Origin of the sequence: Anabaena sp. 54 (assembly GCF_017355725.1) — a bacterium.
Taxonomy (GTDB): domain Bacteria; phylum Cyanobacteriota; class Cyanobacteriia; order Cyanobacteriales; family Nostocaceae; genus Dolichospermum; species Dolichospermum heterosporum.
In genome coordinates, this window is the sequence record NZ_JAAVWA010000027.1 from 1 (window position 1) to 21,547 (window position 21,547).

Here is a 21,547-nt window from a genome sequence, read left to right on the forward strand (position 1 = left end):
TTTTTCCTTAACGATCGCTTGACAATCAAGACAGTCGCTACAAATCAAGGCTTTTTCTAATTTGGACAAGGTATTGTTACATTTTATCATATTTCCTAGAATTATTTTTAATATATCATGCTATAATCAGATTAGAAATTCAAGTCTCTTCCTTTGGCAATTGCCATAATTGAATTAGTTTCTAAATAAATAATCATAATAATTCTAACTCCTCTGTTGTACCATCAAACAAAAGAGTAAATAAGCCAATTTCCTTCATCTCCTCAATGTAAGGAGGGGTTTGACTTTTCCAATGATAAGCTAAATCTCTTAACCATGATTGAGTTAAAGTTATTAAAGTAGATTGATAGATGATTCCTTCGATGCTTTTTGGATTATAATGTTCTAAAACCTTTTTCGTGTCCAATCTTGCTACTTCTGTAAAAGTCGGACTCTTAAAGATTCTCATGACATTAGAATTAACAAACATTAAAAAAGGAATATGCTGGTATTGTTCCATTTTTAAGATATTAATATCTGGGGAAGAATACATTTCTGCAGATGAAATTTTGCCGAATCTAGGTAATTGGTTTATTGATATCTGTTTTGGAAAAACTTAACTTAACTTTTCATTTCAACTAAACACTTGATAATTTCAAATAGACATACTTCTCACTCGGCTACTTTTTTCTGAGTGTAGACTTTTCATGTGCTTTTTATGCCCTAAACTCAGCAACCGCAATATTTCCTCTAATCATGATTATTTTTATTTCTAGAATGACCATAAATTATTTTTTGGGACAATTTATTTCTTGGTAGTCCCTTAAATCTCACCCGTGTTTAGTATACCTTTTGCTTTTGTTGTCTAATTATGAAATTAATTCCGAAATTCTAATATATGTTGAGCGACAATTTGCGGTTGTTCCAAATGAGGAATATGTCCACAATCTTTAATCCAAATTAGCTTACTTTGGGGAATAGCTTTGGCAAACTTGGGAGCATCCCCAGTTCCCAAAATTTTATCACTATCGCCCCATAAAATTAAAGTTGGTTGCTCAATTTGGGCAAGTTGGGGAAATTTAAAAGCGCCATAACCGCCACTTTTGGTAAAAGCAATTAAGGCTTGAGTCCAATTAGGCATTTGTAAGTGTAATTCTCCGCAACACAAAGCATCCTCAGAGATGAGATCAGGGTTTTTGTATCCAGTTCGACAAATACTTTTACGCACTTTGGGATTCCGCAAAAATTCCGTTGCCCAATAGTCCAAAGGTGGAAATATATATTTGCTTAATGGGGAATTACCTTTTAATCCCGCACTATCTATTAATACCAGTTGTTTTACTGCTTCTGGATAGGTGAGGGTAAAATCTATAGCCGCAGCCCCACCCATTGATGCACCCACCAAAATCACAGGTTGGTTAATCAGGGTTTGCCAAAACGAGTGGAGATGGGTTTTAATGGCGATCGCACTGTAAGCAATCCCCGGTAATCTATCTGTAAAGCCAAATCCCAACAAATCTACAGCCCAAACTGCGTTTTTTTCTGCCAGTAACGGCAAAAGTCGGCGGTATTCTAACACCGAACTATCAAAACCATGAATTAATAAAATCGGTGTACCACCGTGACCCTGTTGGATATAAGTGGTATTAATGGATTCATTAGATAGAAACGTACTAATCGCCTGACTTTGGATATTTTGAGCCAAAGCGATGGATGTTGGTTCTGTGAGTTGACCAACGGCGGCAGGAAGAAAACTTGGAAACATAAATTCCAGTGTACATCAGTGCGTACCACCATGACCAATACCCAGTGATCAACTAAAAATTTTTAGGTTTTAATTCCGGGGCTTTGGCGCCCATTTTCTTGTAAAATAAGAATCGGTTATCCCAAACGTAGGAGATTCAAGCCATGCCAATGGCAGTTGGCGTAATTGAAACATTAGGTTTTCCTGCGGTTTTAGCATCAGCAGACGCAATGGTTAAAGCCGCTGGTGTCACCATTGTCTATTACGGTATCGCCGAAAGTGGTCGTATGATAGTTGCTGTCAGAGGCCACGTTGCGGAAGTGCAAACAGCCGTAGCCGCTGGAATTACTGCTGGTGAAGAAGTTTATGGTGGTGAGGTTATTACCCACTACATTATTCCCAACCCCCCGGAAAATGTGGAAACAGTTTTACCTATCCACTTCACCTCCAAATCCGAACCTTTCCGTATTTTCTAAGAGAGTTAGCTATCAAAAATTGAAGTATTCCTTCATAAAAATAATTTGTAGCAACCGATAACTTTATATTCATAACAGGAGATTAAAATGTCACTACAAGCTGTTGGATCATTAGAAACCAAGGGTTTTCCCGCCGTTCTCGCAGCAGCAGACGCAATGGTAAAAGCCGGTCGAGTTACCCTCGTTGGTTATATCAGAGTTGGTAGCGCTCGCTTTACCGTCAATATTCGTGGTGATGTTTCTGAAGTCAAAGCCGCTATGGCAGCCGGTGTGGATGCTGTAGAAAAAGTTTATGGTGGTACTCTCGAATCTTGGGTAATTATTCCCCGTCCCCACGAAAACGTAGAAGCTGTATTGCCAATTGCTTACACAGCAGACGTTCAACAGTATCGAGATTCTGTGGAAAATCCCATCATTGGTGCAGCTAGAGGCTAATTTGTATATTCGGCTGGTAATGGTTAATAGGTAATGGGTAATGGGTAATGACCGGGAATTTTAGATTTTAGATTTTAGATTACAAAAATTTGGTATAATTACCCGTACTTGAGGACGGAAAAATACTCGCTGCGCTGCGTACGCTTCGCTAACGTTAATTCCAAATTTTCAACCTCTACACTGGTTTGGTGGAATCAATCCAAAATCAAGTGACCTCCTATTCCCTCTTTCCCTAACTAGCAGAATACGGCGTAAGTAAGCCCACCATTCTCAATCGTTCAAAAGCCTATAAGTAGGTGAACACAATAAAACCAAAGTGTGTAAATAAAAGTAAAATCGCCCAAAGCTTCTTCACTTTTGCCTTTTGCCTTTTGCCTTTTACCTTTTGCCTCTTAGGGAACACCAAAAAATAAATTATCCAATTTTGTGGGATGGGCATCCTGCCCGTCCCTGATAATTAGCGGGCTTTTCGTCCCGCACCACAAGAAATTTTTGGGTATTTTTTTATTGGAAGTCCCTTACCCCTTGCCTATTACCTCTTGCCTATTGCCTATTACCCCTTGCCTATTGCCTATTGCCTATTGCCTCTTGCCTTCCCATAACGACAATTTTCAATGCTAACCTACTTAATTTGGTATTGCAGTCTATTGAACGAATTAAATAGGAGTTATTGCCTGCTACTAAATCGCTAAATCTAATTTCGAGGAGTGCAATATTGCTATGACAAAAGATGGGGCAAATCTAGCTCAATATTGGCAACAGCGACTAAGTACAGAATGTCCAGAACAAAGTCAGACTACTAGAGAAAGTATTCTTAACTGGCTTTTGGGAGTAGATTTAGAAAGGTTTAATTTACTTAACCCAAAAGAACTAGAAATTGCTAAACAAGCAATGGAATATCGGTGGCGAATTCTGCACAAACGTTATTTAGGTATAGGCAGAGAGAAGGCTTATCGTCAACTGATTAGCCGATTGGGTAGTGTAGTGGCAGTCAGAAACAAAATTCAAACTTGGATATCTCTCAGCCGCGATCGCCAACGGAGCGTTATTGATGTCCTGCAAGAAGTCCTCCAAGACCTGATACAAAGTGACTCATATATCCAACAACAAATGACTCACATTGCCGCATTAACAACGGACAAAAGGTTGCGGGACACATTACTATTTGCCAGCATCGAAGAATATTGTTTACGTCCAGTTCGGAATCAACCAATCTTAATATACCGCTTTGTTAACTACCTGCGAAGGATTCAGCGGGGAGGCTTAACACAAGTACCTAGCAGCGAATTAGTGAAACTTGTTTCCGAGGAAATTCTTGCCGAAAACAACGACAATCCAGTGAACTTAGTTGATAATCAGGCGATCGCTCAATATCAAGAAACCCAACACCTAGAAGAACAAATAGTCAACCGTCAACTCGTACAGGAAAAATTTGAACAATACCTGTTAGAAAATATTGGACAACAGGCAGTAGATTGGTTGCGCTTATATCTGCAAGGCACATCCCAAGAAGAAATTGCCAAACAACTCCATAAACCCATCAAAGAAGTATATCGTCTGCGGGAAAAACTCAGTTATCATGCCGTCCGCGTTTTTGCCATCAAAGGTCAACCAGAACTGATTGATAACTGGCTGTCCACTTCCCTAGAAGAACATAATCTAGGGCTAACAGAAACCCAATGGCAACAACTTCCAGAAAAAATCACCCCTCTAGGACAACAAATCCTCAACCTCCGCAAAGCAGGTAACTCCATAGAAACTATAGCCCAACAACTACAACTTAAAAATCATCAAGTTCTAGGTGAATGGACAAAAATTTATCTTGCCGCCCAAACTCTGAGAATTCAGAATTAACATATAGGAATCCGGTTTGATTCTGTGAATTTACTTGTGTGGTCAGGGAACAGGGAACTCTTAACTGGGAACAGGAAAGACAGAATTGATACCTACTGAGTCTTGTATGGCTACGCCACGCAGGCTATCAAAAATCAAATAGGAGTCCTATAGGTATACTCAAAACGGTTGGGACATGGACTTTTGTAAAATCACGAAAACCCTAGATTTGTAGGGGTTTAGCTCTTGCTTTACCCCTACCCGGAGAATCAAATAATTAAGCCGTGTTGGGTATAATTGATAATTGGTAATGAAAAAATTCCTATTCATTGCCCCCTGATCTCTAGTTACAATCCTTCCTTAGATATATTCGTCAACCACCCATCACTTCCCTTCGGGTAAGTGAGGGCTTGTAAAAGCCTAGTTGACCAGACTCAGTTCTTAACCGAACTACGTTAGAGGTAAGAGTTAAAGACCTACCAGGGGATGCGTAGCTAGTTCCCTGCTCTAGAACTTCAAAGTTAAACAGGCTTAAGGGTTAAACCAGTGCTTTTAAGATAGTTACCGACCTCTAACATTGTCAAAGCTAACATTACCCGCAAGGAGGCTCTTTGGAGCAAAATATTATGTCCAAAGTATTTGTTTTAGACACTGAAAAAAGACCACTAGACCCAATTAATCCAGCACAGGCTAGACAGTTATTGAGAAACAAAAAAGCAGCAATATTTAGACAGTTTCCATTCACAATTATTCTCAAAAAATCCTGTCCTGACTCCCCAGTATCGTCGCTAAGACTAAAGATTGATCCTGGTGCAAAATTCACGGGAATGGCATTAGTTAACGATTCAACTGGCGAGGTTGTATTTGCTGCTGAATTAAAACATAGAGGCTTTGCAATTAGAGATGCTTTAACCTCTAGAAGACAATTAAGAGGTTCTAGACGTGCCAGAAAAACTCGTTACAGACAACCAAGGTTCTTAAACAGAAACCTCCCAGAAGGATGGTTAGCACCGAGCTTACAAAGTCGGGTTGAGAATATTAAAACTTGGGTTGAAAGATTGCGTAAACTCGCACCAATTGAGGATATTAGCCAAGAGCTAGTACGCTTTGATATGCAGTTAATGGCTAATCCTGATATTCAAGGTAAGGAATATCAACAGGGAACTTTAGCTGGTTACGAAAGCAGAGAATACTTACTAGAAAAGTGGGGTAGACAATGTGCCTACTGTGGAGTGAAAGACGTTCCTTTTCAAGTAGAGCATATTCATCCACGAGCCAAGGGTGGTAGTAATTCAATTACAAATCTCACTTTAAGTTGTGAAAAATGTAACACTAAAAAAGGCACGAAAGACATCAAAGATTTCCTCAAAAAAGACCCTTTAAAGTTAGAAAAAATCTTGAAGCAAGCTAAAAGACCACTGGCGGATGCAGCGGCAGTAAACGCAACTCGCTTGGTATTACTATTCGTTTTCAAAGCAACCGGATTACCTGTAGAAACAGGTTCAGGAGGGTTAACAAAGTTTAATAGAAGTCAGCAAAATCTAGAGAAAACGCACTGGATTGATGCAGCTTGTGTTGGTCAATCAACTCCAATTCTCAATATCAAAGGTGTTAAGCCATTGCTAATTACAGCTAATGGTCACGGCACTAGACAATCTTGCCGAACTGACAAGTACGGTTTTCCTTCTAGATATGTCCCCAGGTTCAAATTTGTTAATGGTTTTCAAACCGGAGACATTGTCAAAGCTGTTGTCACAAAAGGTAAAAAGATTGGGGCATATATCGGACGAGTAGCGGTGAGGACTAGCGGTAGTTTCAATATCTCAACAACATCTGGACTGATTCAAGGTATCTCTTACAAATACTGTAAATCAATTCACAAAAAGGACGGTTACGAATATGGAAAATCAAAGATTTGTTAATTGCCCAACTGTCCCTTTCATTGTTTGTGCTGGCGCACAAAATTACTCAGGGGACGTTTCACAATTAACCCTCCATTCCTCCCATCACCAAACTGAGTACAGTTTTGGTGGGGGTCTCTTGGAGGTTTAGATGAAAAAAGATATTATTATTGATACTTTTCCACTCCTAAGTACATCAAGTCTAGAAACCAGAGAATGGCTGCTGAATATAGCAACTGAACATGATTACCCATCAGGACGGGCTGTTTTAATGGAAGATGCCTGGGGTAATGCAGTTTACTTTATTGTTTCCGGTTGGGTGAAAGTTCGCCGCACCCATGGAGAAGAATCCTTCACCATAGCAATTTTAGGACCAGGTGATTTCTTTGGAGAAATGGCTGTTTTAGATGAATTCCCCAGGTCAACGGACGTTGTTTCCCTTTCCAAAGTAAAACTACTAAGTGTTTCTAGAGAGAATTTTATTCACATCCTGTTTCAAGACTCACATTTACATCATAGAATGCTGCAACTGATGGTAGGCAGAATTCGTCAAATTAATCTGCGGCTACAAATGCGCTTGTCACCACCTGCGGTTAAACTTGCCCATACCTTAGTAAGTTTAACCGATAGTTATAGTCAAGAATCAGAACAAGTCCAGAAAATTTTTAACATTCCCCTGAAAGATTTGGCAGAGGTGACAGAAATCAGCTTGGAAGAAACAACCAAAATCATGGAAAAACTCTCTGAAAAGGAATGGATTAAAATTGATACTGCTAACAACACCATTAATCTGATTAACTATACACAACTCGCGGTTTTAGCCAGCAAGATCTAATCTTTCGGCAGAGTAAAAATACTTGAGAAAATACTAAATTTAGCCAGATATAGACTCAAATCCAGCCAATATGTCATAAGTTAAAAAGAGTGTTCCAGAGAAAATTGATTTATGACTACTACCATCAAGACCGAACCTGATTTAGCATCCCGTTTCGTCAATAGCATCTTAGCCATTAAACCCGTAGCTAATCTTGCTAAACACCGAGCTAGACAAATGATGATTAAACGGGCTGAAAAAATTGGTGTATTTTGGACAAAGGAAGTAGAGAAACTGCAAACCCGTGATTGGGGAAGCGATTTAGCGCAAGTCCAAAATCCGCAGCTAAACTACCCAGATTACTACGTCACCTCATTCCACGCCTATGAAACCGGAAATCTCAGTTGGCAAGCTGCTTTTGAAGTAGAATCTGCGGCTCATGCTGTCCACTCTAGGATTTGGCAGAAACCGGAAAATCAAGGTGACGCAAAACTTCGCCAAAGCTTTCACGATATCCTCAAAAATTCTATTTCTGAGCAGCCACAAGATGTTATAGACTTAGGGTGTAGCGTCGGCATGAGTACCTTTGCCCTACAGGCAGTTTATCCCCACGCCAAAATTACCGGTTTAGACTTATCCCCTTACTTCTTAGCTGTGGCTAACTATCGTAGCCAAGAACGTCAAACCCAAATTAACTGGGTACATAGTCAAGCAGAATCTACAGGCATAGCAGATGCTTCCTTTGATTTAGCTTCGATTTTTTTGATGTGTCATGAATTACCTCAATCAGCAACTCACCAGATTTTTGCTGAAGCTAGACGTATTTTGCGTCCCGGTGGACACCTAGCAATTATGGACATGAATCCCAAATCGGAAATTTACAAAAAAATGCCAACTTATATTTTGACGTTGCTTAAAAGTACCGAACCTTATTTAGATGAATATTTCAGTTTGGATATTGAACAAGCCTTAATTGGGGCAGGTTTCCAACCTCCTTCTATTACTAGCAATAGTCCTCGTCACCGTACTATCATTGCTCAGGTGAGTGGCTAATTTATATTTAGTGTTGTGGGCAGTTATCCCCCCCCTGCTGTTTTTGTGGTTTTATTACCGCAGAACTCCTGCTGCCCCACCTTGGTTCAATTTATGGGTTTTGTTCATTATTGGCGCTATCTCTGGTTTTGCTGCTCTGGGCTTAGAATGGGCTATGGAAAATGTGGCTAACCGAGTTTTAGACTGGCAACAGATCCAGCGTCATTTTTCTGGGGTCGTTTTCCGGCAAATATTAGCGATCGCTCCCATTGAAGAAGGTTGTAAATTAGTAGCAGTTATTCTGCCCATTTCCTATCTACAACGTCAGTATCATCTCCGAGCTACCACAGTTTTTTTGTTTACCATAGCCGTAGCTTTAGGTTTCACAGCGGAAGAAACCTGGATTTATTTATATCACGGCACATCTTCCATTCTCGACCGTAGCATTGGTACACCAGTCCATGCCATGTTTTCTGCTCCTTGGGGATATGCTTTAGCAATATACATTTCTGCCAGTAAAAGGTTTAATCGCCATCGGCATTTAATTTTTATTGCTTGGTTAAATTCTGTTTTCTTTCATGCTTTAGTCAATATTTTATCTATTTCTGTGAGGTTTTCACGACCCACAAATTTACTCATTTATTGTTTATTTCCTGTACTATTATGGATGTTTTGGCGGTTAGAACAACTACTGCGAAAACTCCAGAAAAAACATCCTTTAGAGTTAATTTCTGGACGTACATCCTCAGTCCGCACTTGGCAAAGATGTTTAGTATTGTCAATCCTATCACTAGGCGGAAATTCTCTATTTGGATTATTGATTCTCTCCAGAAAAATTAGTCCTTTGCGGTGGGAACTTTGGTTTGATCCGAAAATTTTCTGGTTTATAGTCCAAGAACTATTATTCAATTTTGGGTTAGGACTTTTAGCTTGGTTAATTTATCGCTATTTACGCAGTTTAGCCGGTCGTCGGTATTTGTTTAACCGATAATTAGCATTATGAAAAGAACGGAGAATAAAACAATGACCATGATCACAATAGATGATGAATTAATTAATGAAATTATCGCAGTCAGTCACTATGAAAATGCACAGGAAGCAGTCATCAACATATTATCCAACTACTTGCAGCAACAAAAAAAGGAACTGCCTTTATTTGAGCGATTACGTTTTATAGATGATGAATCTGCCGAAGATGATATCGCCTCATTGTTTGAACGTGATCAAGACACAGGCAGGAATTTTGAACTATGACTTATCTAATTGATACTTGTGTAATGTCTGAGTTTGTTAAAAAAGCTCCCAACCCCCAAGTTAGTCAATGGTTTAATCAGCAACCAATGGAACAGCTATTTTTAAGTAGTATTACCATCGCTGAAATAAAAAAAGGGATTTATAAAATCCAAAACTCACAACCTGAACGATATCAAAAACTAAAAATATGGCTGCAAAAAGTAGAAATTGAATTTTATTCCCGTGTTTTACCGATACATGATGATATTTTAGATAATTGGGCAAAATTTTCTGCAAATGCAGAATTGAAAGGTAAAAAATTAGCCGTAATGGATAGTCTGATTGCCGCAACAGCGCATTATCATAAATTGACTTTAGTTACTCGCAATATTGATGATTTTAAAATGACACCAGTTAAAATTATCAATCCTTACAATCTTGAGTGAATTTTATAATCCTGAAGACGGCTTTTTGCAGTTCGCATAAAATATCCAAATATATTTTTACTAACCAAATAATGATCTGATTAACTAGCTTTGAGTTCCTATGTTGTACAATATAGTTGTAAAACTTATTAAAAAAGAGAATGTTAAGCAAAGAAACCACTTACTCGCAAGCAAAGTTGAATTTAGCAACTATCTTATATCAGGTGTGTGACCAACGGGAAATTATAGTAATTAAACGTCGTAATCAGAAAAATGTGGCGTTAATTGCCGAAGATGAACTTTCCAGTTTATTAGAGTGTGTTTATTTATTAAGATCACCTGAAAACGCTAAACGTTTATTTCGGGCTTTAGAATGGACTCAAACAACAATAGAAACTCCTCAAACATTAGCTGAATTAAAAGAGGAGTTAGGAATGCAAAAAAGGGGATAAGATATTAGATTTAGTAGCTGATATTCTTGATGGTCAACCGTTTACGGGCTTAGGTAAACCTGAACCTCTTAAATATATTGTTCCTGATACTTGGTCACGACGCATTGATTTATAACATCGTTTGGTTTATAAAGTCATAGAAAATAAAGTTTATTTTTTACAAGCTCGTTATCATTATGAATCAAAATAGATCCCCGACTTCTCAAGGAAGTTGAGGATCTGGATAGGTTTAAACTATTGCCAATACTGGTTGACTTACTGCTGTATTAACAGATATTGATTCAGAATCAGCCGCATAGATTTCGCAAGCATTATTGGGACTTTCCACCAATTTAACTTTGTAAAGAGTTGCACCTAAGTCTTGAATAGGCGATCGCAAAGTATTACTAATATAAAGAGCAATATTTTCCGCAGTCGGCACAACTTGATTAAAGAAAGCAACATCCTTATTTAAGAAAGTATGATCAAATGGCTCAATCACGTAATCTGTAATTATCTGATTTAAAGCCCCTAAATCAATAACCATCCCCGTAGAGGAGTCAATTTCCCCTTTTATAGTTACTTCCAATTGATAATTATGTCCATGTCCATTTACACGGGCGCATTTACCATAAATTTCCGTGTTTTTGGCCAAACTTAAATCAGGGTGTGCCAATCTATGAGCAGAGCTAAAATGAGTGCTAATACTCAAATACCCCTCCATATCCTGACCCGAATAATCTGCCCACAGTTGATGACTTTCAAACAGTTTAACGTTGGATAGCTTCACCCCTAATCCATCAATGGGCGATTCTAAAAGACCATGAATGTAACGGGAAATATTCTCTGTCGTGGGGACAATATCGGCAAAATAAGGAATATCCTCATTTACACAAGAGTGATCAAATATTTTCACCACATAATCTTCCACCACTCGATTTAAAGCAGCTACATCCACAATCATGCCCGTACGGGAGTCTATTTCCCCTGCCACAGTCATCTCTAGATGATAATTATGTCCGTGAGTCTGAGTACATCTACCATATTTATCAGCACTGAGGTTGGGCGCTAGGCGGTGAGCAGCACTAAAATGAGTTCTGATAGTTAAATTAGCTTGTTTTCCCTCTCCCTGATAATCTGCCCAAAGTTGAGGATGTTCAAATAACTGGACGCGCACCAAAGGTAAATGGGGTGCTAACCGTTCCCAAATCACTCGCGCCATATTTTCCGTCGTGGGGAGAGTTTGTTGAAATTCTGTCCACACATCATTGAGATAGGAAAAATCTAGTTGACCGGTAACTTCCTCTTTGATGACGTGCTTCACATCGGACAGATTTAGTACCATCCCATACTCATCTAATTCCCCAATCATAGAGATGAACAAGACATAGTTATGTCCATGTCCAGGAAATTTCGAGTAAGCACCAAATTTTTCTAAATTCTCGATTTCACTCAGTTCGGGGAACCAATACCGACCAACTGCTGAAAACTGATCGCGGCGATTAACAATACATTGCATGAGTATACTGGGAAGAGAATTTAATATTTCTTAAACTTTGACTATTTACAGCATAAACCAATTTGTTACCTAGCGATCGCTGAATTTTCCGGTTGCTCAATTTTCCGAAAATACTTGGCAGTTGAGTAAATACAAGTAACGCTATAATCAGAGGTTGAGATTAACGAACGGGTTCAAGTCCGGGGTTCCGCATATCAATTTTGGATTAATCTCAAATCCGAAATTTAAAATCTAAGATTGTGATCACAAGTTTACAAAATTCTTTAGTTAAACAAATCCGCAAGTTGCACTCCACAAAGGAGAGAAATAAGCAACAACTATTTTTATTGGAAGGAACGCATTTGCTGGAGGAAGCTTGTGCGGTTTCCTATCCCTTAGATGCGGTATGTTGTACTTCGCAATGGCATGATACACATTACCAACTATGGGAAGTGATTTGTAGTCAGTGCTATCGGGTGGAAATTGTCAGTCCAGAAGTTCTAGCAGCAATGGCTACAACTGTCAATCCTGATGGTATAGTAGCTATCGCTCAACGAGAGGCACAACCAAGACAAATTCCTTTCACTGGCTTAGTTCTGGCCTTAGAAACTGTCCAAGATCCTGGTAACTTAGGAACTATGATTCGCACAGCCGCAGCCGCAGGTGCATCAGGTTTGTGGTTAAGTGAAGATAGTGTAGATTTAGATAATCCCAAGGTTTTACGAGCTTCTGCTGGACAATGGTTTCGCTTAAACATGGCTGTAAGTGCAGATTTGAAAACCACAGTTCGGCAAAGTCAGCAAGCAGGAATGCAAGTAATAGCTACCTTACCTAATGCCGATTCAACCTATTGGCAAGTAGATTGGCGTAAACCTAGTTTAATATTATTGGGTAACGAAGGGGCAGGATTATCAGCGGATTTAGCCGCATTAGCGGATATCCAGGTGAAAATTCCCCTCAGTCCTGGAGTAGAATCTTTGAATGTAGGGATCACTGCTGCTTTAATGTTATATGAAGCTCAAAGGCAGAAAATGCTGGATAAGCCGAAAACCTGAGTAAATCAAGAGTTTTCGGGTTGAAAAGGTGAATTAGGTGTAAGAAATCAGCTTTGAAACCGTTCATTTATCGGTTACTTTTCCAGATTTAATATTATTTCTTCCTCCTGAGTCCTGATTCCTATTTGTTTTTTTGCTCTAAATACTGTTCAATATCAGCAATTGCATCTTCCCAAGCGGCTAGATCAAAAGTATGAGTATTCTCACTGCTTTCTTGGTTTGTAGAATTACTTGTATCTGATATGGAATGATTTAGAACAATATCTTCTAACTGATTGAGGAATTCCTCAATATCTTGATCAACAGAATTGCTTTGAGAGTCTTTAATAGGCTTCATAATCTTCATAAGAGAATCATGATTGATGTATGTAATGATGAGTTGCAGTGACTAATCCAACCTTCTGTATGAAGATGAATAAATTTGTAAAACAAGGGTTAATTTGGCTGGGTACAGCTACCATTGCCTTGAGTTTAATGGCGTGCGATAACTTGTTTGCCCCTCAAGGTAATCTGGTTGAGAGAGTCAGTGATGGTGACACATTAGTGTTGAAAAATGCTGATGGTCAAAAGTTCACAGTGCGGTTTGCTTGTATTGATGCTCCAGAAATACCCCATTCTCAGAAAGAAAAAAAGAGTAAAATTACTAAAGATGTAAGTCAGTTTGTTTGGGGGATGAAAGCAAAAATACGGATAGAGGAACTGATCAAGCAAACAGATAATCGTGTACAGTTAAATATCACAGACAGCGATAGCTATGGCAGAAAAATTGCAGAGGTGCGTTTAAAAGATGGCACTTTTTTACAGCAAGTTTTGCTAAGAGAAGGATTGGCTAAAGTATATCGTTCTTATTTAAGTAAATGTCCGAGCAAGGACATAGTACAACAAGCCGAAGCACAAGCGCAACAGCAAAAAATTGGGGTTTGGAGTGATAAAAAATTTGTTGACCCTTGGGATTATCGGAAAATAAAAAGACAAATTAGAGATTAGTGGAATGTCACTCGATTTTGGATTGACTCTACCCTCAAGTGTATAAGTAGGTTAATACAATAAAACCAAACTGTGTAAAGAAACGTAAAATCGCAGCAATTCTCATTTTGAAACGAGTTTGCGCCATTTCGGCGAACTGCTTGCAGCAGCGCTTCGCTATCCCCGGATTTGTTAAGAATTGTAAAACCCTATGAATTTAAGGGTTTAAATGTCATGAAACCTTAAAATGAGAATTGCTGGTAAAATCGCTGAAAACTTCTTTACTATTGCCTATTGCCTTGCTATAGTGAGAATTTTTAACGCCAAGCTACTTACTTGGATTCATCCATATTTCTAATCGGCTAAAAAGTTGGGAAGAAATCAGAGTTAAACACAAATAAATTACAGCCACAGCCGCATAAACTTCAAAAGCGCGATAATTTTCTGAAACAATTAATTGTCCTTTTCTAAATAATTCCTCAAACCCAATTACAGCAACTAAACTAGTATCTTTCAATAAACTAATAAACTCATTACCTAAAGGTGGTATCATGCGGCGTAATGCTTGAGGAAAAATCACATAAGTCATAGTTTGCACAGAATTTAAACCGAGTGATTTGGCTGCTTCTGATTGTCCAATTTCAATAGATTGAATTCCTCCACGCACAATTTCCGCAATATAAGCTGCACTATTTAAACTTAACGCAATTACTCCAGCCGCAAGACGATTTAAAGTCAAAGTAAAACCCATCTCTTGAGAAATTGCTGGTAAGCCAAAGTAAATCATAAATATCTGTACCAATAACGGCGTTCCTCGGAAAAAATCTATATAAGCCCTGGCTAAAAACCGCAAAGGTTTAATATGAGAAAGCCGAATTATCCCAATTAGAGAACCGCTAGTTAAACCACATAAACCTGATATAAATGCTAATTGTAATGTTACCAATACACCCGTTAATAAAGTTGGCAAAGATTGCCAAAATACAATAAAAGAATTTAATCTAGTTGTGTTGTTTTTTATGAATGGTAATGTTTCTGGTAATATTGGCGGTGTAGATTTAAACCATTTTTGGTAAATTTGCTCATAGTTACCGTTTTGTAATACCTTTGTTAAACCTTGATTAATTAAAGATAAATAAGGAGAATTTTTAGCAGTTGCAATTCCATAAAATTCCTCAGTTAGTAATTGTTCTATAACTTTGATTCCTTGCAAATTACCTGTATTAATAGCATATAAAGTTACAGGTGCATCATTAATAACTGCATCTACATTGCCATTTTGTAATTCTTGGAGGGCTAATGGTGCAGAGTCAAAACTGCAAACTTCCGCCCCAATCACACTTTTAGCCTTTTGTGCGCCAGTTGTGCCAATTTGAACAGCAATTTTTTTATTTTGGAGACTGTCAAAACCTGTAATATTTTGATTATCTGCACGAATAGCTATGGCCAAACCTGCTTTAAAATAGGGACGAGAAAAAGCCACTGTCTTCGCCCTCTCTGGGGTAATAGTAATGGAACTAATCGCCCCATCTATAGTTTTAGCTTGCAGTGCGGGAATAATGCCATCAAAAGGTATACTCTGAAATTCTACCCGAAAATTAGCAGCAGTTGCTATTGCTCTGATTAAGTCAATCGAAAAACCTTCTAACTCGCCACCTTTACCTTGAAACTCAAAAGGCGGAAATGCTGGTTCAGTAGCTACTCGGAGAATGTAATTTCCGCGATAATTTCCACTACAACCAGCCAATAAACCACAAATTAAGACAATAAGCACACACAACCGACTAAAATCAAATCTTACCATCTCCCCCTCGGTCGCATCATCTGCACTTAGAGTAGTTCATTCACAAGACTACAACAAAGTCATAGATTATATGAACTAAAAGAGAATGAAGAAAGTTAAGATATGTATCTTCTCTGTTTTGAATTTTTATAAAAATTCACGCAAGAACTCAAAAGGATTATCCTCCCAACAGGGTTCGGGTACTAACCAAACCAATTTGCTTTTAATCTCGTCTTCAATTTCATCGCTATCGTCTCTATCAAATAGTGAAGTTAAAAGTTAAAGCTTCCCAATCGCGTTCTCTTAAGGAGTTCAAAGAGCAATGAGTTGTGTAAATGCGGGATAAGTTAAAGCATTTTCAAAATTGGTAACTGGTTCTGCTGTTTGCATCAAGCAATTTTATATTAAAATTGCCAGTAAATTATGAAAAGTATATTGCCAAGTTAATATATTCAGTATAAGTGAGGTATTTCTTTTACCACATCTAATATTTCCTGAATTGTGAAATAAATATAGTAAAATACTGGTTCTCCATTAATTTCTATAGTACCGTATTTTCGATGTGGACGGCCTTGCACGTCTTTATCGGAAAAATCGTTAGGCTTAGGATCATAACCACGATAATCTTTCCGAAAACTTACCAACTTAATTGGAGTGCATTCTTCATCAAAAGTGATACTCCATTTTATTTTTAATTTTAATTTACCATCAGAATCTCGTTCTAAGTCATGAAAGAAGTTTTTATAAAAATAGTTTATTTCAATTCTTTTGGAATCTTGAAAATCTTTTTCTGTAATAAGTTTTGAATACGGTAATTGAGTTCTATTAATAACAGCAGGATTGATTTTTTCGATTTTCTTGAAAAATTTATCCGCTTGCCAAATTATGTAATTTTCTACAGCCTTCTTTTGCTTCTGGTTAGCAAAAGATATAAAAGGAATATAAAGACTCTCAAAGGCTGTATCTGTAGATCGGATTCCAATTATATCTGACTCAAAATTCATAGATTATCTTCTAAATAAATATTTTGTATTAAAGAGAAATTTGCCCTAAAAATTACTATACCATTTAGGTTTAGTTTTTGTTCCAATTCACCTAATGGATTAGATGGTTCTACATTATAGTAATAAGGAATAAAAAACTCACTTGCAGAAACCTCGTGTGTTTGCTGGAGAGCATATTCGTATGTAAGTTGCTTGATGATATCTAAATGATATTTGTTCGCTGATTTTGGAGCTAGTTTTTTATTTTTATAAAACTTTAATGGTACATCTTTATAATCAATTATTTTGATGAAATTACCCTCTATAACATTATTGTCAATTTTTTTAGTATTCGATTCTATAATTAAATCAGGACGGATAAAACGACGTAATGCTTGACTTCTATTTCGTTTTTCAAACTTATTATACTTGGGTTGTTGGTAAACTAATGTTCCATCATTTAAATCAAATTCAATGCAAAACAGTTCATCCCATTGAAATTTTTCGGCTACTTTTCCTGAAGATTTAGAAATATTGGAATTTGTGCAGTAAACCCATTGATTCCAACGTGCAGATCCACCATTAGCTTTGCGGTTTCCTAACTGAATCTTTGATGAAGTAATACCCAATTTGTTTGTCTTCAATTCCCCTAATTGAGTCATGGTATTTTTTGATGAAGGTGTTAAGTTTTGTAATAAGATTTCTCCATTCTTGTTCGTTTAAAACTCCATCTTTTCCATAGGTAGCCTTAAGAGGCTTGCTATGATCCCAGTTTACAAACTCCCAATCCCAACGACGCTTAAAGGCACTGTCCATGAAATAAATCGAATTATCAGAAGTGTTCATAGTCGCCAGAATAGAAAGATTAGGTGGAATTTTAATGCTTCTGTTTACCAAATCAAAATTTAAAAATTCAATTTTCTTTTGTAATGTTTCTAATTTAGCTACTTCTTCATAAGGTTGTAGCTTATAACTATTGATATTTCCTCTTTCATCATAACCAAATTTAGTTCCTACCAATTCTAATAGCTTGAAAAATTCGATAGTAGTTATATTAATTCCATAACTTGACCAACCATCTTTATCTCTATCTAAAAGTTGAAAAACAGTACCAAATATCGCGGAAGAATTACCCCGATTTATTTCATCAATAACAAGAGCAACATTTTTGGGTTGGTTGATTTGTTTACCTTCTTTATCGTAGGCATCTTTTATATTTTTATAAGCTTGAGATAGGGCTTTTAGAAAATGTCCTTCATAATAGTTGTACTCTACTTTACCAGACTTGGTAATTGGCACTAACTTACCCATGAAATCCCCATAAGTATATTCTGGATGAAAAACTGTCTTAATGATGTTTTCTGGATTTTCTTTACCTATATCTAAATCATTAGGGATAATCTCGGTAACAATTCTGTAACTTTTGCCAGTTCCAGGGCTACCGAAGATAATTTTTTGAATGGGTTGATTCATGATTGCGGACACCTGATAAGCAACTATTAAAACTCAATGCAAACATTATACATTAATACTTGGTATGTCAACTAGCTATATGTAAGCTGTAAAACTTTTTTACTCTCATCACCCCCTATCCGGTAAACTCAGAAATGCTGCGTTATTCCTAATCATGTCTGACTCCCAAGTAAGTGCTGCTGTTGCGAAACTCTACGATACCTATCCATTCCCTCCCGAACCCATCCTCGACGAACCACCACCAGGTTACAATTGGCGTTGGAATTGGTTAGCTGCTTACAACTTCTGCACAGGTAGAAAACCACAAAAGCAAGATATCCGCATCTTAGATGCTGGTTGTGGTTCAGGAGTCGGCACAGAATATTTAGTACATCTCAACCCACAAGCGCAGGTAGTGGGAATAGATTTAAGTGCTGGTACATTGGAAGTAGCAAAAAAACGCTGCCAAAGTTCCGGCGCTGACCGTGTAGAATTTCATCATCTGAGTATTTATGATGTGGATAAGATACCAGGAGAATTTGAATTAATTAATTGCGTTGGTGTGCTTCATCATTTACCAGATCCCATTCGGGGTATTGAAGCATTAGCGAAAAAACTCGCCCCCGGTGGATTAATGCACATTTTTGTGTATGGAGAATTGGGAAGATGGGAAATACAACTCATGCAAAAAGCGATCGCTCTTCTTCAAGGTAACAAACGCGGTGACTATCGTGATGGCGTTCAAGTCGGAAGAAAAATCTTTGCTTCTCTACCAGAAAATAACCGCATTGTCAAGCGTGAAAAAGAAAGATGGTCAATGGAAAACCAGCGGGATGAATGCTTTGCTGATATGTACGTCCATCCCCAGGAAACAGACTACAATATTGATACATTGTTTAAATTCATAGATGCTTCCGAATTAGACTTTGTAGGTTTTTCCAATCCCGGATTTTGGCAACTAGAAAAGCTTCTAGAAAAAGCACCAGAACTAATTGAAAGAGCCGCCGAACTCACAGAACGTCAACGTTATCGGTTGATAGAATTACTGAATCCTGAAGTAGCACATTACGAATTTTTCCTCAGTCGTCCCCCCCTACCCAAAACCGACTGGTCAGCAGATAAGACTTTATTAACTGCAATCCCCGAACTTAACCCTTGCATAGATGGGTTTCCCAGTCAATGTTTATTTAACTATGATTACCAAATTGTTAATTTATCAACAGCCGAATTTGAGTTTATGCAAAAATGTGGTAATAATGCCACAGTGGCTGAAATTTTAGCCCAAGTCAAGCTAGACTTAGACGGAGTAAGAAACCTCCTCAAACAACAACTACTCTTACTAACCCCCGCTTCATGAAAAAAATCAGTAACTAGGCGATTATCTTGCCACTGACAACTGACCAATAACAACTGACAAAAAATAAGTTAATTGTTTTTTTCTAAAGTAGTGTTACCGGATCGTGATATGATTCAACTGACTGAATGTGCAGTCATCTCATATTAGCTGTACTGGTTTCAAGTCTCGTGAGCTTGTCAGAAGAATCAATTGCACCGACTCAGACAACACAACAAGATGAGAAATCTGGTTTTGCTCAAACAGAACCAGTAAGCTCTTCCATGCAAGAGTTCTATCAACTCTATCAGAAGTTGTTAGTAATCACACTTGTGTTGACGGGGATTATTTTTATCTCTGTGTGGATTTTTTATTCCTTAAACATAGCCCTAAATTATTTGATTGGGGCGTGTACAGGTGTGGTTTACTTAAAAATGCTGGCTAACGATGTCGAGAGACTTGGTGGTGAAAAACAAAGTTTGAGTAAAAATCGTTTTGCTCTGATCATGATACCGATTATATTGGCGAGTCAATGGCATCAGCTACATATTCTGCCTATATTCTTGGGATTTCTCACCTACAAAGCTACCCTCCTCATCTATATGGTGCAAACTGCATTCATTCCTGAAGCTTAAAGGGTGTAGGGGTCTAGCAGTGCTAAACATAAACCTCTACAGACTACAGACAATCCTCCAATCCTCGATTTTTGGGGAAAACCCTTGAAGAACGCCCATGCTTAGTGTATTAAACGCTTTTAACGCTTTTCCCCTCGCCGAATTAGAAGTAGGTCATCACTTCTTGTGGCAACTGGGCAGTCTCAAAATACATGGGCAAGTATTTCTCACCTCATGGTTTGTGATTGCTATCCTAGTAATAGCATCACTAGCTGCCACCAGAAACGTCCAAAAAATTCCTCGTGGCATCCAAAATTTGATGGAATATGCCCTAGAATTTATTCGGGATCTAGCTAAAAACCAACTCGGAGAGAAAGAGTATCGCCCCTGGGTACCATTTATTGGTACGCTATTCTTGTTTATCTTCGTATCAAATTGGTCAGGAGCATTAATTCCCTGGAAGCTAATCCACTTGCCTTCTGGTGAACTAGCAGCACCTACCAACGACATAAATACAACAGTCGCATTGGCATTGCTAACCTCCTTGGCGTATTTTTACGCTGGATTTAGCAAACGAGGTTTAGGCTACTTTAAAAAATATATCGAGCCAACACCGATTCTATTGCCAATTGCCATTCTCGAAGATTTTACCAAGCCCCTCTCCCTAAGCTTCCGTTTATTTGGAAATATATTGGCGGATGAATTGGTAGTGGCGGTATTGGTATTGCTCGTGCCTCTCTTTGTGCCTTTGCCAGTAATGGCTTTGGGTTTGTTTACTAGTGCCATTCAAGCCCTAGTATTTGCGACCCTAGCCGGAGCGTATATTCATGAGGCTTTAGAGGGACACGGCGAAGAAGGACATGAGGAGCATTAACGCCCTCAGTTGATAGCCCAGTTTAGACGAGCAAACTTGCTCAAAACATCGCCACAGCGATTTAAAAAACCTAGTGCAGTGTAAAAACACACATCTAGTTGTTACGTACATTTGTAATTTTTGTAGTTAAAGCAAGGAAAATCGTCATGGATCCATTAGTACAAGCTGCCTCAGTTCTAGCTGCTGCTCTCGCTATCGGTTTAGCTGCAATTGGACCCGGTATTGGTCAAGGTAATGCAGCAGGTCAAGCAGTAGAAGGTATTGCCCGTCAGCCCGAAGCAGAAGGCAAAATTCGCGGCACACTACTTTTAACCTTAGCCTTCATGGAATCCTTGACAATTTACGGTTTGGTAATTGCCTTGGTATTGCTATTCGCTAACCCTTTTGCCTAAGACCGAAAAAGTTTTGTTAGTGTAGAGACGTGAAAGATGTCACTAGATTTTGGATTTTGGATTGACGATTTTGGATTGACTCCACCAAACAAGTGTAGAGATTGAAGATTTGGGATTGACGTTAGCGAAGCGTACGCAGCGCAGCGAGTATTTTTCCGTCTTGAAGGACGGGGTTTATACCAAATTTTTTGAATCTAAAATCTAAAATCTAAAATCTAAAATTCCCGGTGACAGACAGCGAAAAGCTTGACATCTACACGCCTCTACAAACTAGCAACTTATTGATCATTAGTC

At 38.1% G+C, this 21,547-nt stretch carries 25 protein-coding genes and 1 pseudogene; 17 read left to right on the plus strand and 9 right to left on the minus strand.

Going from position 1 to position 21,547, the window contains the following annotated elements; translation table 11 throughout:
- Positions 1 to 193: 193 nt before the first annotated feature.
- Together HEQ36_RS19760 and HEQ36_RS19765 are read right to left on the minus strand one after the other, a co-directional pair.
- Positions 194 to 532 (minus strand): hypothetical protein, encoded by a 339-nt coding sequence (locus HEQ36_RS19760; protein ID WP_053540892.1) that lies wholly within the window; start codon positions 530 to 532, stop codon positions 194 to 196.
- Positions 533 to 856: 324 nt separating this feature from the next.
- The gene (locus HEQ36_RS19765; protein ID WP_168635879.1) at positions 857 to 1,744 is read right to left on the minus strand and encodes an alpha/beta hydrolase; all 888 of its coding nucleotides are present in this window, start codon (positions 1,742 to 1,744) and stop codon (positions 857 to 859) included.
- A 143-nt stretch (positions 1,745 to 1,887) separates the two neighbouring features.
- On the opposite strand from HEQ36_RS19765, the gene HEQ36_RS19770 reads away from it, so the two are divergent.
- The 11 genes from HEQ36_RS19770 (at position 1,888) to HEQ36_RS26085 (ending at position 10,439) form a co-directional block, all read left to right on the plus strand.
- Entirely contained in the window at positions 1,888 to 2,199 is a 312-nt protein-coding gene (locus tag HEQ36_RS19770) for a carbon dioxide-concentrating mechanism protein CcmK (RefSeq protein WP_053540890.1), read from the plus strand.
- An 87-nt stretch (positions 2,200 to 2,286) separates the two neighbouring features.
- Positions 2,287 to 2,634, plus strand: a complete 348-nt coding sequence (locus HEQ36_RS19775; RefSeq protein ID WP_039199651.1) for a carbon dioxide-concentrating mechanism protein CcmK — start codon at positions 2,287 to 2,289, stop codon at positions 2,632 to 2,634.
- 720 nt (positions 2,635 to 3,354) lie between these two features.
- Positions 3,355 to 4,488, plus strand: coding sequence for a HetZ-related protein 2 (locus HEQ36_RS19780; RefSeq protein WP_168635878.1), 1,134 nt, complete (start codon positions 3,355 to 3,357; stop codon positions 4,486 to 4,488).
- A gap of 605 nt (positions 4,489 to 5,093) precedes the next feature.
- Positions 5,094 to 6,389 (plus strand): RNA-guided endonuclease IscB, encoded by a 1,296-nt coding sequence (gene iscB, locus HEQ36_RS19785; RefSeq protein WP_290708323.1) that lies wholly within the window; start codon positions 5,094 to 5,096, stop codon positions 6,387 to 6,389.
- Between the two features lie 130 nt (positions 6,390 to 6,519).
- Positions 6,520 to 7,203 (plus strand): Crp/Fnr family transcriptional regulator, encoded by a 684-nt coding sequence (locus HEQ36_RS19790; RefSeq protein WP_168635876.1) that lies wholly within the window; start codon positions 6,520 to 6,522, stop codon positions 7,201 to 7,203.
- Between the two features lie 111 nt (positions 7,204 to 7,314).
- Positions 7,315 to 8,235, plus strand: a complete 921-nt coding sequence (locus tag HEQ36_RS19795; RefSeq protein WP_168635875.1) for a class I SAM-dependent methyltransferase — start codon at positions 7,315 to 7,317, stop codon at positions 8,233 to 8,235.
- The gene (locus HEQ36_RS19800; protein WP_168635874.1) at positions 8,228 to 9,205 is read left to right on the plus strand and encodes a PrsW family intramembrane metalloprotease; all 978 of its coding nucleotides are present in this window, start codon (positions 8,228 to 8,230) and stop codon (positions 9,203 to 9,205) included. The genes HEQ36_RS19795 and HEQ36_RS19800 overlap by 8 nt, the downstream gene beginning before the upstream one ends.
- A 32-nt stretch (positions 9,206 to 9,237) precedes the next feature.
- Entirely contained in the window at positions 9,238 to 9,468 is a 231-nt protein-coding gene (locus tag HEQ36_RS19805; RefSeq protein WP_168635873.1) for a type II toxin-antitoxin system VapB family antitoxin, read from the plus strand.
- A complete protein-coding gene (locus HEQ36_RS19810) occupies positions 9,465 to 9,893 on the plus strand; it encodes a type II toxin-antitoxin system VapC family toxin (protein ID WP_168465443.1) in 429 nt (142 codons plus the stop codon). The genes HEQ36_RS19805 and HEQ36_RS19810 overlap by 4 nt, the downstream gene beginning before the upstream one ends.
- Before the next feature lie 140 nt (positions 9,894 to 10,033).
- Positions 10,034 to 10,324, plus strand: coding sequence for a type II toxin-antitoxin system Phd/YefM family antitoxin (locus HEQ36_RS19815; protein WP_168635872.1), 291 nt, complete (start codon positions 10,034 to 10,036; stop codon positions 10,322 to 10,324).
- A gap of 22 nt (positions 10,325 to 10,346) precedes the next feature.
- The gene (locus HEQ36_RS26085; RefSeq protein ID WP_367142411.1) at positions 10,347 to 10,439 is read left to right on the plus strand and encodes a type II toxin-antitoxin system YoeB family toxin; all 93 of its coding nucleotides are present in this window, start codon (positions 10,347 to 10,349) and stop codon (positions 10,437 to 10,439) included.
- 114 nt (positions 10,440 to 10,553) lie between these two features.
- Here HEQ36_RS26085 and HEQ36_RS19825 read toward each other — a convergent pair whose 3' ends face one another.
- A complete protein-coding gene (locus HEQ36_RS19825; RefSeq protein ID WP_168635871.1) occupies positions 10,554 to 11,822 on the minus strand; it encodes a 6-carboxytetrahydropterin synthase in 1,269 nt (422 codons plus the stop codon).
- 239 nt (positions 11,823 to 12,061) lie between these two features.
- Between HEQ36_RS19825 and HEQ36_RS19830 the strand changes: the two genes are divergently transcribed.
- Complete coding sequence (locus HEQ36_RS19830; protein ID WP_039199638.1) at positions 12,062 to 12,856, plus strand: RNA methyltransferase; 795 nt, start codon at positions 12,062 to 12,064, stop codon at positions 12,854 to 12,856.
- Between the two features lie 121 nt (positions 12,857 to 12,977).
- On the opposite strand, the gene HEQ36_RS19835 is transcribed toward HEQ36_RS19830, so the two are convergent.
- Positions 12,978 to 13,202 (minus strand): hypothetical protein, encoded by a 225-nt coding sequence (locus HEQ36_RS19835; protein WP_081981308.1) that lies wholly within the window; start codon positions 13,200 to 13,202, stop codon positions 12,978 to 12,980.
- Between the two features lie 65 nt (positions 13,203 to 13,267).
- Here HEQ36_RS19835 and HEQ36_RS19840 point away from each other — a divergent pair, with 65 nt between their 5' ends.
- The gene (locus HEQ36_RS19840; protein WP_039199637.1) at positions 13,268 to 13,843 is read left to right on the plus strand and encodes a thermonuclease family protein; all 576 of its coding nucleotides are present in this window, start codon (positions 13,268 to 13,270) and stop codon (positions 13,841 to 13,843) included.
- Positions 13,844 to 14,150: 307 nt separating this feature from the next.
- Here the strand turns inward: HEQ36_RS19840 and HEQ36_RS19845 are convergent, their stop codons facing one another.
- The 5 genes and pseudogenes from HEQ36_RS19845 to HEQ36_RS19865 all read right to left on the minus strand — a co-directional run bounded on the left by HEQ36_RS19845 (position 14,151) and on the right by HEQ36_RS19865 (position 18,061).
- Positions 14,151 to 15,626 carry an ABC transporter permease subunit gene (locus tag HEQ36_RS19845; RefSeq protein ID WP_168635870.1) on the minus strand — a complete coding sequence of 492 codons (1,476 nt, stop codon included), beginning with the start codon at positions 15,624 to 15,626 and terminating at the stop codon, positions 14,151 to 14,153.
- A 126-nt stretch (positions 15,627 to 15,752) separates the two neighbouring features.
- Positions 15,753 to 15,942, minus strand: a pseudogene (locus tag HEQ36_RS19850) (hypothetical protein).
- Between the two features lie 115 nt (positions 15,943 to 16,057).
- Entirely contained in the window at positions 16,058 to 16,609 is a 552-nt protein-coding gene (locus HEQ36_RS19855; RefSeq protein ID WP_051155249.1) for a hypothetical protein, read from the minus strand.
- On the minus strand, positions 16,606 to 17,217 hold the full coding sequence (locus HEQ36_RS19860; RefSeq protein WP_168635869.1) for a hypothetical protein: 612 nt from the start codon (positions 17,215 to 17,217) through the stop codon (positions 16,606 to 16,608). The genes HEQ36_RS19855 and HEQ36_RS19860 overlap by 4 nt, the downstream gene beginning before the upstream one ends.
- Positions 17,171 to 18,061 (minus strand): McrB family protein, encoded by an 891-nt coding sequence (locus HEQ36_RS19865; RefSeq protein ID WP_233455455.1) that lies wholly within the window; start codon positions 18,059 to 18,061, stop codon positions 17,171 to 17,173. The genes HEQ36_RS19860 and HEQ36_RS19865 overlap by 47 nt, the downstream gene beginning before the upstream one ends.
- A 154-nt stretch (positions 18,062 to 18,215) precedes the next feature.
- On the opposite strand from HEQ36_RS19865, the gene HEQ36_RS19870 reads away from it, so the two are divergent.
- The 4 genes from HEQ36_RS19870 (at position 18,216) to atpE (ending at position 21,253) form a co-directional block, all read left to right on the plus strand.
- Positions 18,216 to 19,397: a bifunctional 2-polyprenyl-6-hydroxyphenol methylase/3-demethylubiquinol 3-O-methyltransferase UbiG gene (locus HEQ36_RS19870; protein WP_168635868.1), complete on the plus strand. Its 1,182-nt coding sequence runs from the start codon at positions 18,216 to 18,218 to the stop codon at positions 19,395 to 19,397.
- A gap of 125 nt (positions 19,398 to 19,522) precedes the next feature.
- Positions 19,523 to 20,008: an ATP synthase subunit I gene (locus HEQ36_RS19875; protein ID WP_172891155.1), complete on the plus strand. Its 486-nt coding sequence runs from the start codon at positions 19,523 to 19,525 to the stop codon at positions 20,006 to 20,008.
- Between the two features lie 97 nt (positions 20,009 to 20,105).
- Positions 20,106 to 20,861 carry a F0F1 ATP synthase subunit A gene (gene atpB / locus HEQ36_RS19880; RefSeq protein WP_027403078.1) on the plus strand — a complete coding sequence of 252 codons (756 nt, stop codon included), beginning with the start codon at positions 20,106 to 20,108 and terminating at the stop codon, positions 20,859 to 20,861.
- A 146-nt stretch (positions 20,862 to 21,007) separates the two neighbouring features.
- Complete coding sequence (gene atpE / locus HEQ36_RS19885) at positions 21,008 to 21,253, plus strand: ATP synthase F0 subunit C (protein ID WP_013192016.1); 246 nt, start codon at positions 21,008 to 21,010, stop codon at positions 21,251 to 21,253.
- The last annotated feature ends 294 nt before the right edge of the window (positions 21,254 to 21,547 follow it).